This window comes from Streptomyces sp. NPDC052496 (genome assembly GCF_040679095.1).
Classification (GTDB): domain Bacteria; phylum Actinomycetota; class Actinomycetes; order Streptomycetales; family Streptomycetaceae; genus Streptomyces.
Genome location: NZ_JBFAUH010000033.1, coordinates 1 through 13694, shown reverse-complemented (window position 1 = coordinate 13694; position 13694 = coordinate 1). Strand labels below are relative to the sequence as shown.

Genomic DNA, 13694 nt, shown 5'->3' with positions numbered 1-13694 from the left:
GTCACACACGTGTCGCCGCCGAGCGGCCCAGCAGCACCCACAGCAGGAAGGGCCCGCCCAGTACGGTCGTCACGACCCCCACCGGCACCTCCGTGCCCGCGAAGACGATCCTGCCGATCGTGTCGGCCGCCACCACCAGCAGCGCCCCCGTCAGCATCGTGCCGACCAGCGGCACCCGCAGCGGCCCCGCCAGCCGTGACGCGATGACGGGGGAGGCCAGTGCCACGAAACCGACCGGCCCGCAGATGCCCACGGCCAGGCCCGCCAGGGCCACCGCCAGCAGCAGGCACACCGCGCGGGTACGGCCCGGAGCGGCACCCAGCGAGGAGGCGGTGGCGTCGTCGAAGCGCAGCACGCCCAGGTGCCGGGCGACGGCGAGGCTCAGCGGGACCAGGACGGCCAGGCCGACGAGGACGGGGACGGCGACGGCGTAGCTGCGCCCGTTCAGGCTGCCGGAGGTCCACACGTACAGCGAACTCGCCGAGTTGAGCGAGCGGCGGGACAGCGCCACCTGGGTCGCGGCGGAGGCCAGCGCGGACATCGCCAGACCGACGACGAGCACACGGTAGCCGCGCTGCCCGAGGCCTCCGGAGACGACCGTCACCACGACCGCCGCGGCCAGCGCGCCCAGCGGGCCCGCCCACCAGGCGCCGAAGGTGCCGGTCGCGCTGAGCGTGACGGACAGCAGGACGGCGGCGGTGGCGCCGTCGTTGACGCCGAGCAGTTCGGGGGTGGCGAGGCGGTTGCGGGCCAGCGTCTGGGTGAGGCAGCCGGCCAGCCCCAGCGCGGCGCCCGCCGCCAGCCCGGCCACGATCCGCCCCAGCCGGAACTTCTGCACCAGCAGGACGTCGAACCGGTCGCCCTGACCGAAGATCGCCTGGAAGGTGCGCACCACGCCCATCTCGCTCTGTCCGGCGTACGCGGAGAGCACCACGGCCAGCAGGAGCAGCGCGGCCAGCAGCAGCGCCGCCAGCGTGGCGCGCCGGCCGACGAGGAAGGAGAGCGGGCCGCGGCGCAGCACGAACGTGTCGGCGGGGCGCACCCGGCCAGGCTTCGGCGTGCGGCGCGGGAGGCGTCCCCGCAGCGCGTGCAGCACGCCGCGCGCCGCCTTGCCCGGTGCGCGCTCCTCGGTGGCCGGCTCGGTCATGCCCATCGCGGTGAGCTGCCGGGACCGGACGATGCCGATGAGCACGGGCGCGCCGATCAGCGCCACGATGACGGAGACGGGTGCCTCGAACGGGCGGGAGACCACCCGGGCCACCACGTCCGCGAGGATCAGCACGGCGGCGCCGATCAGCCCGGCCAGCAGCAGCCGGGCGGCGAGCCGCGTCCCGGCGACCGCCCGGGCCAGGAAGCCCGCCAGCAGCCCGAGGAAGGAGATCGGCCCGGCCAGCGCCACCGCGGCCGCGGTCAGCAGCGTCACGCCGACGGCGACCACGGTACGGATCACCGGCGGCCGGTGGCCCAGGCTGCGGGCCAGGTCGTCGCCGAGCGCCAGCGCGGACAGCGGCCGGGCGACCAGCAGCGCCACCACGAACCCGACGGCCAGTACGGGCGCGAGGCGCCCCAGTTCGCCGAAGCCCTCGACGCCGGCCAGCGAGCCGAGCACCCAGAACCGGAACCGGTCGTAGGTCTCCGCCGAGTTCACCACGATCACACTGGTCAGCCCGCCGAAGGTGGCGCCCAGCGCGGACCCGGCGAGCACCAGCCGCATCGGCGAACCGCCGCCCCTGCGGCCCGCGATGAGCAGCACCAGGCCACTGGCGACGACCGCGCCGGCGAACGCGCAGACGAGGTAGGCGTACCCGCTGTCCAGGCCCAGCAGCGCGATGCCGGCGACGACGCCGAGCGAGGCCCCGGCGTTGACGCCGAGCAGGCCGGTCTCGGCGAGCGGGTTGCGGGTGACGGCCTGGAGCAGGCACCCGGCGACGCCGAGCGCGCCGCCGACGAGCAGGGCGGTCAGCGTACGGGGCAACCGCAGGTCGCCGACGACGAGAGCGAGCCGCGGGTCGCTGCGCGCGCCGCCGCGGTCGAGCAGGTAGTCCAGTACGCCGCTCGCGCCGACCTCGCCGGCGCCGACGCACAGGGACACGGCGGCCAGTACGAGGACGGCGGCCACGAAGCCCGCCACGGCGAGCGCGACGGTGCGGCGCGTGGTGCCGGCGGGGCGTTCGCCGTCGGGGTTCACGGAGGGCGCGCCATGGGGGGCCGCGGGGCGCTCGTCGCCGGGGGCCGTGCCGGGCTGTCCGGAGGCAAAGCGCGGGTCATCCGCAGGGGGCCGGGCATGCTTTTGCGCCACCGTGCCCGGCAACGTACCGCCCTCGGTGCCGTGTTCGGGGGACGGGGCGGCTATACCCGTACGCTGCTTTTGCATAAGGTGAGGCTAGCCTAACCGTTTCTCCTGCGTGCGCGCGGAATGCCGGAGTGGCTGGGCGCCTGTCCTATATTAGGTTAGGCTTGCCTAACAAATGGGGAGGTTTGCTCATGCCTGAGCACATACCGGGCCGCGCCGAATTCACCGGCCGTATCGCGCTGGTGACCGGCGCCGGGCAGGGCATCGGCGCCGCCGTCGCCGCCGCCCTGGCGCGACAGGGCGCCCACGTCGTCGCCACCGACCGCACCGCACCCGCGGCGCCGCCGGCCGAGGACGGCACCGCCGGAACCGTCACCACCGAAGCCATGGACGTCACCGACCGCACCGCGGTCGACGCCACCGTCGAACGCGTCGAGCGCGAACTCGGCCCGATCGCCGTCCTGGTGAACGTCGCCGGCATCCTGCGCCCCGGCCCCGCCGCCGAGCTGTCCGACGCGGACTGGGCCGACACCTTCGCCGTGAACACCACCGGCGTCTTCCACACGTCCCGCGCCGTCGCCCCGCACATGGTCAAGCGCGGCGTCGGCAGCATCGTCACCGTCGGCTCCAACGCCGCCGGCGTCCCCCGGACCGGAATGGCCGCGTACGCCGCCTCCAAGGCCGCGGCGGCCATGTACACCAAGTGCCTGGGGCTCGAACTCGCCCGCAGCGGCGTGCGCTGCAACATCGTCGCGCCCGGCTCCACCGACACCGCCATGCAACGCGCGCTGTGGACCGACGACGACGCACCCCGCCGCGTCATCGCCGGTGACCCGCAGACGTACCGCACCGGCATCCCCCTCGGCCGGATCGCCGACCCGTCCGACATCGCCGACGCGGTCGTCTTCCTCGCCTCCGACCGCGCCCGGCACATCACCATGCAGGAGCTGTACGTCGACGGCGGCGCCACCCTGCGGTGACCCGCGCCGCGCCCCGCCGCCCACCGGCCGCCGGGGGCGCGCGCACTACCGCAGCACCGCTCACCCTGCGCACCACCACCCGTATCAGCCATCCCCCGGAACCTCGCAGCCTTCCGAGAATTGGAGCCCCCGTGCCGACGGCACCCGAAGTCGCCACGCACGTCCCCCTCGCCGAGCCGGCCCACCCGGCAGTCGGCGCGGCCACGTCCCTCCTGAGCGCCTACACCCCCGGCGCCCGCTTCCTCGGCACGCCCACGCGCACCCTCCTCGCGCAGGGCACCCACAGCGACGTCCCGCACGACGAACGCCCCCTGCCGCAGCGCGTCGCCGCCACCCTCGACGCAGCCCGGGCCGCCGGCCACGGCGCGCCCCTGGTCATCGGCGCCGTGCCGTTCGACCAGACGGCCCCCGCCGCGCTCGCCGTGCCCGCCACCGCGCAGACCGCCCCGCCGCTCACCGCCGACCCGCTCATCGCGCTGCCCGCCGACCCGCCCGCCGCGGCCCGGTGGGACATCAGACCCGTGCCGGCCCCCGAGGAGTACGGCGCCGGCGTGGCCGCCGCCGTCGAGCGCATGTGGCGCGGCGAGTTCAGCAAGGTCGTCCTCGCCCGCACCCTCGAACTGACCACCCCCGAAGCGCTCGACATCCCCGCCATGCTCCAGCGCCTGGCCCGCCGCGACCCCTCCGGCTACACCTTCGCGCTGCCCACCGCGCCCGGCCGCACCCTGCTCGGCGCCAGCCCCGAACTCCTCGTCTCCCGCCGCGGCCACCGGGTCGTCGCCAACCCCCTGGCCGGCTCCACCCCGCGCAGCGACGACCTGGCCGAGGACGTCCGCCGGGCCGCCGCCCTGCTGGAGTCCGCCAAGGACCTGCACGAGCACGCCGTCGTCGTGGACGCCGTCCACCGGGCCCTCGCCCCGTACTGCACCGACCTCGCCGTCCCCGACCGGCCCACCCTGGTGCGCACCGCCACCATGTGGCACCTGTCCACCACCGTCACCGGCACCCTGGCCGCACCGGACACCTCCGCGCTCGAACTGGCCTGCGCCCTGCACCCCACCCCCGCGGTCTGCGGCACCCCCACCGACACCGCCCGCCAGGTGATCGCCGAGACCGAACCGTTCGACCGCGGCTTCTTCACCGGCATGGTCGGCTGGGGCGACGCGTCCGGCGACGGCGAGTGGGTGGTGACCATCCGCTGCGCCGAGGCCGAGGAGCGCGCCCTGCGCCTGTACGCCGGGGCCGGTGTCGTCGCCGCCTCCGAACCCGCCGCCGAGACCGCCGAGACCGGCGCCAAGTTCCGTACCTTCCTGAGCGCCGTCGGAGCCGAACTGTGACCGATCAGTACGCCTACGCCCACTCCCACGCACCGACCTGGCCCGCGGAGTTCGCCGAGCGCTACCGCGCCGCCGGGTGGTGGCGCGGCGAGACCTTCGGGCAGATGCTCCGCGACCGGGCCGCCGCCCACCCGGACCGGATCGCCGTCGTCGACCCGGCCGGCGAGGGCCGCCGCTGGACGTACGCCGAGCTGGACCGCCGCGCCACCCGGCTCGCCGCCGGTCTCCACGCGCGGGGCATCGTCCGCGGCGACCGGGTCGTCGTCCAGCTGCCGAACGTCGCCGAGTTCTTCGAGGTGATCTTCGCCCTCTTCCGCCTCGGCGCCCTCCCGGTCTTCGCACTGCCCGCGCACCGCGAGACCGAGATCCGCTACTTCTGCGAGTTCACCGGCGCCGCCGCCTACGTCATCGCCGCCGAACACGGCGGCTACGACTACCGCGCGCTGGCCGCGACCGTACGGGACGGCGTACCGGGCCTGCGCCACGTCTTCGTCACCGGCGGCGACCCGGGCCCCTTCGAGGCCCTCGCGGACGTACCGGTGGACCCGGACACGGAGACCGCGGCCTGGGACGAGCCCGCACCGGACGACCTCGCCTTCCTCCAGCTCTCCGGCGGCAGCACCGGCGTCCCCAAGCTCATCCCGCGCACCCACGATGACTACATCTACTCCCTGTGGGGCTCCAACGAGCTGTGCGGCGTCGACGAGCACAGCGTCTACCTGTGCGTACTGCCCGCCGCCCACAACTTCCCGCTCTCCTCGCCCGGGTCGCTCGGTGCCCTGTACGCGGGCGCCCGCGTCGTACTGTGCCCGCAGCCCACCCCCGACGTCGCGTTCCCGCTCATCGAACGCGAACGCGTCACCCTCACCGGCCTCGTCCCGCCGCTCGCACTCGTCTGGACCGAGGCCGCGCCGGCCACCTCGTACGACCTGAGCAGCCTGGACGTCCTGCTGGTCGGCGGCGCCAAGTTCAGCGAGGAGGCCGCCCGGCGGGTGCGGCCCGCCCTCGGCTGCACCCTCCAGCAGGTGTTCGGCATGGCCGAGGGCCTGGTCAACTACACCCGGCTGGACGACCCCGAGGAAATCATCGTCACCACCCAGGGCCGGCCCATCTCCCCGGACGACGAGATCCGCGTCGTCGACGACCAGGACAACGACCTGCCCGTGGGCGAGACCGGGCACCTGCTCACCCGCGGCCCGTACACCATCCGCGGCTACTGGAAGGCGCCCGAGCACAACGCCCGCTCCTTCACCGAGGACGGCTTCTACCGCACCGGCGACGTCGTCCGGCTCACCCCCACCGGCCACCTCGTGGTCGAGGGCCGCGCCAAGGACCAGATCAACCGCGGCGGCGAGAAGATCGCCGCCGAGGAGGTGGAGAACCACCTGCTCGCCCACCCCGCCGTGCACGACGCCAACGTGGTCGCCGAACCCGACCCGTACCTGGGCGAACGCACCCTCGCCTACGTCATCCTGCGCTCCGGCGCCGAACGGCCCACCCCGGTCGCCGTCAAGAAGTTCGTCCGCGCCCGCGGCCTCGCCGCCTACAAGGTGCCCGACCGGGTCGTATTCGTGGATGCTTTCCCGCAGACCGGCGTCGGCAAGATCTCCAAGAAGGACCTCAGGTCCGCCGCCACCGGCGCCACCGAACCCTCCTGACCCTCCGCCCCGCCCCGACCGTCCTGAAGGGACCGCACCGCACCATGGCCCTGCCCGCCATCGCCCCCTACCCCATGCCGTCCGCCGGCGACCTGCCCGCGAACCGCGTGGACTGGGAGGCCGACCCGTCGCGCGCCGTCCTGCTCGTCCACGACCTGCAGAACTACTTCCTGTCGGCCTTCGACACCCAGGCGTCCCCCGCCACCGACCTGCTGCGCAACGTGGCCGCGCTGAAGACGGAAGCCGCCCGGCTCGGCATCCCGGTCCTCTACACCGCGCAGCCCGGCGGCCAGACCCCCGCCGAACGCGGCCTCCAGCAGGACTTCTGGGGCCCCGGCCTGCCCGCCGACGAGCACGCCGCGGCCATCGCCGACGCGGTCGCGCCCGGCCCGGACGACACCGTGCTGACCAAGTGGAAGTACAGCGGCTTCGTCCGCACCGACCTCGAAGAGCGACTGCGCGAACTCGGCCGCGACCAGCTCGTCATCACCGGCGTCTACGCCCACATCGGCGTGCTGATGACCGCCTGCGACGCGTGGATGCGCGACCTCCAGGCGTTCCTGGTCGCCGACGCGGTGGCCGACTTCTCCGCCGACGACCACGCGATGGCGCTGCGCTGGGCAGCCGGCAAGTGTGCCGTGGTCACCACCACCGCCACCGTCTTCGAAGGGAAGTGACCTCATGGCACTGACGCTCCAGCAGCTGCGCAACGACGTAGCGGACGTCCTCGGCGAGGACCCCGCCGACATCCCCGACGACGAGAACCTCGTGGACTACGGCCTCGACTCGGTCCGCCTGATGGCCCTGGCCGGCCGCTGGAACCGCGACCACGGCATCGAGGTCGCCGTCGCCGACCTGTCGGAGGAGCCCGCCCTGGAGAAGTGGGCGGTGCTGCTCGGCGCCACCGGCTGAACCTTTCCGTACGGCAGCGGGGCGGTACGCGGAACCCTCCGCGCACCGCCCCGCTGCCGTATGCCGCGTGACGCCGTCAGACGCCCGGCGGCACCCGCGACGGACGGCCGCTGCCGCGCGTCATCGCGTACCCGGCGATCCCGGCGAGCGCCGCCAGCAGACCGCCCACCGCCGTCCACACCCACCGGTCGGACCACCGGCCCGAGGACCAGCCGCCCTCCGGCTCGGACGCGGCGACGGACCGCTTGCCCGCCGCCGACGCCGATGCCGACGGCTCCGGCGAAGCGCTCTGCCCGTCCTCCGGGCTCGCCGCGGCGGCCCCCGGCACCAGCGGCGCGGCCAGCTTGCCGTCCACGGCGTACGCGCCGCCCGCCTCGGCGACCGCGGGCTCGAACTCGGCGCGCACCGGCAGCCCCAGGTCCTCCTGCGGCAGATCGGTGACCGTCAGCCGCACGTAGTACGTGCCCGGCAGCGGATCGTTCGACGACTGCTCGGCCCAGGAGCGGACCGTCCGCAGCGTGCAGGACACCTCCACCGACGCCGCGTCCGCTGCCGCCGCGCGGGTCTGCGCGCCGTAGGCGCACGCCTGACGGCGCCGCAGCCCGTCGTACACGTCGAGCTGCCACGTCGCGGCGCCGTGCCGGGCCGCCTTGGGCAGGGTCACCTTCGCCGTCATCGTGGCGCGCTGCCCGGTGTCCACCGGCACCGCCCAGTACAGGTAGTCACCGGTCGACGCCCCGGCCGTCGCCCGCTGCCCCGCCGTGACCGGCGTCGCCGTACGGAACGACGTACCCGCCTCCGTCGGCCCCTCGGCACTGCCGCTCGCGGACGGCGACGGGCTGTCCGCCACCGCCGCACCGGCCGTACCGAAGAGCGCGGCCCCCGCCAGCAGCGCGCTGGTCACAAACCTACGGGTACGCATCAGTTGGTCCTCCAGACGGCGACACGCCAGCGCGACAGCCAGCCCCACAGCAGACCGGCCACCAGGCCGACGAGCACCAGAGCGCCCAGGAACCACCAGCCGCGGCCCAGGCCGAAGGACGCGGCGTCCGAGGCGTCGGACGGGCCGTCCACGACATCGATGGCCAGCTCGACCGGCAGCCCCGGCTCGGTCTTGACCGAGGCGGGCGCCGCGAAGGAGTTGCTGAGCTGGAGGCAGACCGTCTCCGGCGCCTCCTTCGCGGCACCGTCGGCGTTCTTCAGCCGTGCCTTCGGGTAGCGCAGGCCGGACGAGATGACATCGGTACGCCCGTCACCCGCCTCCGAGCCGCGGACGATCTCCCGGCCGTGCACGGTCGAGGCGCGCAGCAGGATGCCGTAATCGTTGTTGACCGCGCGGTCCGCGCCGATGCTCGCCGCCGCGCGCAGCTCCTGACCGGGCCGTACGTCCACCCGGTACCAGCGGTGCTCGGCGAACTTCTCCCGGTCCGTGTACAGCCCCGGCTTGAGCACCGGCGCCTTGGCACACTGGTCGGCGCCCTGCGTCGGCACCGGCGTCACCACCGGATCGGCCGCGCGGTCCACCAACTGGTGTACCCGGTCCCGCAGTTCACTGGTGTGCTGGACCGAGGTGTACGTACCGCCGGTGGCCTCCGCGATGCAGCTGAGCTGCTTGCGGGTCTTGGCGTCCGGCAGCAGCCCGAGCGTGTCCACGGTCAGGTGGATGCCCTTGGCGGCGATGTCCCGCGCCACCTCGCACGGGTCGAGCGGCGCGCAGGTGTCCTCGCCGTCCGTGATCAGCACGATCCGGCGGGTCGCGTCCCCGCCCTTGAGGTCGTCGGCCGCGCCCAGCAGAGCCGGGCCGATCGGCGTCCAGCCGGTGGGGGCGAGCGTCGCCACCGCGGTCTTCGCCTCGGTCCGGTCGAGCGGCCCGACCGGGTAGAGCTGCTTGGTGTCCTTGCACCCGGTCTGCCGGTCAGGACCCGGATAGTTCGCGCCGAGGGTACGAATGCCGAGCTGGACCTCGCCCGGCACCGCGTCCAGCACCTCGTTGAACGCCTGCTTCGCCGCCGACATCCGGCTCTGCCCGTCGATGTCCCGCGCCCGCATCGAGCCGCTGACGTCCAGCACCAGCTCGACCTTGGGGGAGGGCTTCTTCGCGTCCGGTTCGCCGGCGGCTGCGGCGGAGGTGGGCAGCAGCCCCACGGCCAGGGTGGCGAGCAGGCCGCACACCCCGGCCGCCAGCCGTTTTCTTGTGATCATCGGCGGATCGTAGTGAGGAACGGGGCCGGGGACCAAAACGGGCGGCGCGGGGGCGTGCTGAGGGTGCGCCAGGCGGCGTGCGCCGCGCACGCGAGCCGGCCGCCCCGGCCGGACACGAGTCCGGCGGGGCGGCCGGGACGGTGGCGGGGGCCGCGTTACCTGGTGATGAGCGTGGACGTGCTCGCGTCGAACTTCTTCCAGGCGAAGGTGTCGTTCTCGTTCGCGGCCCGCAGCCCGAGGGTCATCGTCGGCCACTTGTTCTTCTTGGCCTGCAGGGCGGACTGGGTCACGTCGAAGTACAGCTCGCCGACCGGGCAGTGCCGGCCGTGGCCCTTGGCGTCAGTGACGGTGCCGAGCAGCTTGTACCACTTGGGCTGCTTGTTCCACGTCGTACTCGCATAGGCCTGACCGGTGTCCCAGAGCTGGACGGGCCGCTTGGCGCACGACCAGGAGTAGGTGTTCCTGATGCGGAAGGTGGCCTTGGTGAACTTCTTGTCCCACAGGTCCCGGGTGTTCATCGTGATGAACGTGCGCCAGGTGCCGCCCGTCTCGTCCTCGTGGCCGACCCGGACGGTCACACCCGCCGGCGTCGTCCGGTTGGGGTACTTCTTGTCGACGCTGGCCCACCGCAGCACGCCGCCTCTGGGCGCGCGCTCCTCGGCGCTCCGGGCGCCGGACGTGTCGGTGGCCTGTGCCGCCGTGCCCTTGCGGGGCTGCGTGTCCGGCGCGCCGGACGGCGCGGCCAGGGCCGCCGGAGCGGCGACGCCGCCGACCAGGCCGCAGACGAGCAGCGGATACCACGGGCCGGATCGTCGCCAGCCGGTGCGTGGACGGGGTGCGGGCATGTTGTGCCTCCATTGCCGGGAGTGCCTGAACTACCCAAGCCTTTCCACGCGGGCCGTGCGCCGCGTCCTGCTTGCGTCCGACTGAGGACACCGACCGACCGGTAATCACCTGTTCGACGGCATGCCGCGCACGGAGGGTGACGTCAGCCGGGCCGGTCACCGCCCCCCGTACCACCGCGCCTGTCCCGCTCCCGCGCCGCCGCGGCGATGTTGCGCGCCATCCCCCCGAAGACCACCGCGTGGAACGGCGCGACACTCCACCAGTACACATGCCCCGCCAGCCCGTGCGGGTGGAAGACCGCCCGCTGCCGGTAGACCGTACGGCCCGCTGCGTCCCGGCCGGTCATCAGCTCCAGCCAGGCGAGCCCCGGCAGCCGCATCTCCGCGCGCAGCCGCAGCAGCCGCCCCCGCTCGATCTCCTCGACCCGCCAGAAGTCCAGCGAGTCACCCGCGCGCAGCCGCTGCGCGTCCCGCCGCCCCCGGCGCAGCCCGACCCCGCCCGCCAGCCGGTCCAGCCACCCCCGCAGCGCCCAGGCCAGGGGGAAGGAGTACCAGCCGTGCTCCCCGCCGATGCCCTCGACGACGTCCCACAGCGCCTCGGGCGAGGCGTCCACGACGCGGGCCCTGCGGTCGGTGTAGAGGCTGCCGCCCGCCCAGTCCGGGTCGGTCGGCAGCGGGTCGCTGGGGGCGCCCGGCACCGACGCCGACGACCAGCGGGTGGCGACCCGCGCCTCCCGTACGCGCCGCAGCGCCAGCTCCACCGCACGGTCGAAGCCGGTCAGCCCGCCCGGCGGGTCCGGCACGTACCGCGCGATGTCGTGCTCCCCGGCCACCGCCTCGTGACGCAGCGACTCCGCCAGCGGCCGGGCGATGCCCGCCGGTACGGGCGTCACCAGCCCCACCCAGTGGCTGGAGAGCCCCGGCGTGAGCACCGGCACCGGCACGATCAGCCGGTGTGGGAGCGCCGCGACCCGCGCGTAGCGCTGCATCATCTGCCGGTACGTCAGGACGTCCGGCCCGCCGACGTCGAAGGCCCGGTTCACCGACTCCGGCAGCGCGGCGCACCCCACCAGGTAGTGCAGCACGTCCCGTACCGCCAGCGGCTGGATACGGGTACGCACCCAACTCGGCGTCACCATGACCGGCAGCCGCTCGGTCAGGTACCGCAGCATCTCGAAGGACGCCGAACCCGAACCCATGATCACGGCGGCCCGCAGCACCGCGGTCGGCACCCCGGACGCCAGCAGGATGCGGCCCACCTCGTCCCGCGACCGCAGGTGCGGCGAGAGACCGTCCCGGTCGACGCCCTCCGGCACCGGGCCGCCCAGGTAGACGATCCGCCGTACGCCCGCCCGCCGCGCGCACCCGGCGAAGGTACGGGCCGCCCGGCGGTCGGTGTCCTCGAAGTCCTTGCCCGAGCCCAGCGCGTGCACCAGGTAGTACGCGACCCCGACGCCCTCCAGCGCCCTGGTGAGCGACTCCGCGTCCGTGACATCGCCCCGTACCGTCTCCACCCGGCCCGCCCAGGGATGGTCCCGCAGCTTGCCCGGCGTACGCGCCAGGCACCGCACCGCGTACCCCGCGGCCAGCAGCTCCGGCACCAGCCGCCCGCCGATGTACCCGGTCGCCCCGGTCACCAGACACCGTTCCACGCCGCGCCTCCTGTAGCCGCCCCGCTTTCGCCCCGTACCGCCCCGCCCCGTACCGGTACCCGTCGCCGTACCGGCGATCCGCACCCGCGGGCTGCGGGTGACCCCACCGCCGGAACGGGAGCCTGCCGGATGGGCCAATGCCGCGCCACCCGGCCACCATCGCCCCGTGGACCGACTCGGGGCCCGCCGCCCGCACCCGTTACGCCGCACCCGTTACGCCGTGCCCGTATCGCCGCGGCGGCCGTCGCCGGCGCGCTCCTCGCCGTACCGCCGGGCCCGGCCGAAGCCGCCGGACCGCACCACGCTGCCCGCCACCAGCGCGACACCGACGCCCTGCGCGACGCCGGCGTCGCCGTCCGCTCCGTCACCCTTGCGCCACCTCCTCGGCCACACCAGCGGACTGCCCGACTACGTCGCCGACCTCGCCCCGCGCGACCGCCGCGCGTTCGGGGCGAACCGCGACCGCTTCCACACCTCCGAGCAGCAGGTCGCCCTCGCCATGCGCCACCGGCCCGTGTTCCGCCCCGGCGCCCGTCACGCGTACTCCAACACCAACGACGTCCTGACCGGCATGATCGTGCGCGCCGCCACCGGCCACACCTGGCAGCACGGGGTACGCGCCCGCATCCTGCGCCCGCTCGGCCTGCGGCACACCACCGCCCCCGAAGGCCGGCCGCGCTTCCCGCACCCGCACGCCACCGAGTACCAGCAGTTCGCGCCGGACGGCCCGTACACCGACACCACCGCGCCGTACCGGCCCTACGACACCGGCCCCGACGGCGCGATGACCAGCACCGCCGCCGACCTCGACCGGTTCTTCACCGCCCTGAACTCCGGCCGCCCGCCGGCCCCCCGCCCAGCAGGCCGAGACGCGCCGCACCGTCCCCGCACCGGACCAGCCCGGCGAGGTCCCCGGAACCCGCGCCGGCCTCGGCCTCTTCAGCACACCGCTCTCCTGCGGCGGACCAGGACACCGCCGTACGGCAGCTGAACGCCCTGCGCGGCCTCGTGGACCGTGCCCTGTGCGAGGGCAGACGGTAGCCCGGGGGCACTCGCCACGCCTCCGTCCCGGCGGCGAGAGGCCTCCTGCGAATGCGGGGCCTTTCGCAAATAATGCGGGGTCTTTCGCACCTATGGAGACAAGGCGCTCAGCCCACGCGCGATCCTGATCTCAGGCGCCGCCACGGCGGCCCCGGTCATGTCGGCAGGTGCGGTATCGGCCCACGGCGCCCTTGGGCGGACTTCGCCGCCGGACCGGGCCACTACCAGAAGCAGCTGGTGCGCGCCCTCGCCGTACGCGGCATCTCCGTCAGCCCCGCGACGCTGAGCCACTGGCAACGCGGCCGCACCTGACCCGAGCGCCTGGACACCCTGCGGTTCCGGCTGCCCGCGAAATACGGCGCGGGTCTACGGGATCCGGTGGGCAGCGCGACACGGCCGACGGGCGACCACCCCAGCCCTGACCAGCTCGTCCGCGCACCGGCACCTCCGTATCGGGGGGTGCCTTCGGCCCCGCCTGCCCGTCGTGTAGTGTTCTCCGAGTTGTCACGGAGCCGACAGGCACCACGACAGCCCTCACGCCACACCGGCGGCACATCACCACTGCACGGCCTCCTCACGGGATGAATTTCGGCATGCCGAAATTCGGACCAGTGGCTCGATTATGAGCCGCCGGGGAAAACCGCTAAAGTAGTGAGCACGCCGGAAGGCGCGAACAAAACCCGCTCCAACAGGGGCCGGATACGGAAAGCGGAAACGCCGAACGGATCTGGTAAGGTTGGAACCGCGCAGAAGCCGAAAGGCCGAAACGCACCG

The 13694-nt window shown here is 74.3% G+C and carries 11 protein-coding genes; 6 read left to right on the top strand and 5 right to left on the bottom strand.

Going from position 1 to position 13694, the window contains the following annotated elements:
- Position 1 precedes the first annotated feature (1 nt).
- Positions 2–2374 carry a Fe(3+)-hydroxamate ABC transporter permease FhuB gene (gene fhuB, locus AB0L45_RS33580; RefSeq protein WP_365846810.1) on the bottom strand — a complete coding sequence of 791 codons (2373 nt, stop codon included), beginning with the start codon at positions 2372–2374 and terminating at the stop codon, positions 2–4.
- A gap of 110 nt (positions 2375–2484) precedes the next feature.
- On the opposite strand from fhuB, the gene AB0L45_RS33575 reads away from it, so the two are divergent.
- The 5 genes from AB0L45_RS33575 (at position 2485) to AB0L45_RS33555 (ending at position 7180) form a co-directional block, all read left to right on the top strand.
- Positions 2485–3273: a 2,3-dihydro-2,3-dihydroxybenzoate dehydrogenase gene (locus AB0L45_RS33575; RefSeq protein WP_365846808.1), complete on the top strand. Its 789-nt coding sequence runs from the start codon at positions 2485–2487 to the stop codon at positions 3271–3273.
- A 131-nt stretch (positions 3274–3404) separates the two neighbouring features.
- Entirely contained in the window at positions 3405–4610 is a 1206-nt protein-coding gene (gene dhbC / locus AB0L45_RS33570; RefSeq protein WP_365846806.1) for an isochorismate synthase DhbC, read from the top strand.
- Complete coding sequence (locus tag AB0L45_RS33565) at positions 4607–6268, top strand: (2,3-dihydroxybenzoyl)adenylate synthase (RefSeq protein ID WP_365846804.1); 1662 nt, start codon at positions 4607–4609, stop codon at positions 6266–6268. The genes dhbC and AB0L45_RS33565 overlap by 4 nt, the downstream gene beginning before the upstream one ends.
- A 44-nt stretch (positions 6269–6312) precedes the next feature.
- Positions 6313–6945 (top strand): isochorismatase family protein, encoded by a 633-nt coding sequence (locus AB0L45_RS33560; RefSeq protein WP_365846802.1) that lies wholly within the window; start codon positions 6313–6315, stop codon positions 6943–6945.
- Between the two features lie 4 nt (positions 6946–6949).
- Positions 6950–7180 carry a phosphopantetheine-binding protein gene (locus AB0L45_RS33555; protein WP_365846800.1) on the top strand — a complete coding sequence of 77 codons (231 nt, stop codon included), beginning with the start codon at positions 6950–6952 and terminating at the stop codon, positions 7178–7180.
- Between the two features lie 76 nt (positions 7181–7256).
- On the opposite strand, the gene AB0L45_RS33550 is transcribed toward AB0L45_RS33555, so the two are convergent.
- The 4 genes from AB0L45_RS33550 to AB0L45_RS33535 form a co-directional block, all read right to left on the bottom strand.
- Positions 7257–8102 carry a hypothetical protein gene (locus tag AB0L45_RS33550; RefSeq protein ID WP_365846798.1) on the bottom strand — a complete coding sequence of 282 codons (846 nt, stop codon included), beginning with the start codon at positions 8100–8102 and terminating at the stop codon, positions 7257–7259.
- Positions 8102–9382 carry a VWA domain-containing protein gene (locus AB0L45_RS33545; protein ID WP_365846796.1) on the bottom strand — a complete coding sequence of 427 codons (1281 nt, stop codon included), beginning with the start codon at positions 9380–9382 and terminating at the stop codon, positions 8102–8104. Before AB0L45_RS33545 ends, AB0L45_RS33550 begins: the two co-directional genes overlap by 1 nt.
- 155 nt (positions 9383–9537) lie before the next feature.
- Complete coding sequence (locus AB0L45_RS33540; RefSeq protein WP_365846794.1) at positions 9538–10227, bottom strand: hypothetical protein; 690 nt, start codon at positions 10225–10227, stop codon at positions 9538–9540.
- Between the two features lie 143 nt (positions 10228–10370).
- Positions 10371–11879 carry an SDR family oxidoreductase gene (locus AB0L45_RS33535; protein WP_365846792.1) on the bottom strand — a complete coding sequence of 503 codons (1509 nt, stop codon included), beginning with the start codon at positions 11877–11879 and terminating at the stop codon, positions 10371–10373.
- Positions 11880–12045: 166 nt separating this feature from the next.
- Between AB0L45_RS33535 and AB0L45_RS33530 the strand changes: the two genes are divergently transcribed.
- Positions 12046–12870, top strand: coding sequence for a serine hydrolase (locus tag AB0L45_RS33530; RefSeq protein ID WP_365846790.1), 825 nt, complete (start codon positions 12046–12048; stop codon positions 12868–12870).
- Positions 12871–13694 lie beyond the last annotated feature (824 nt).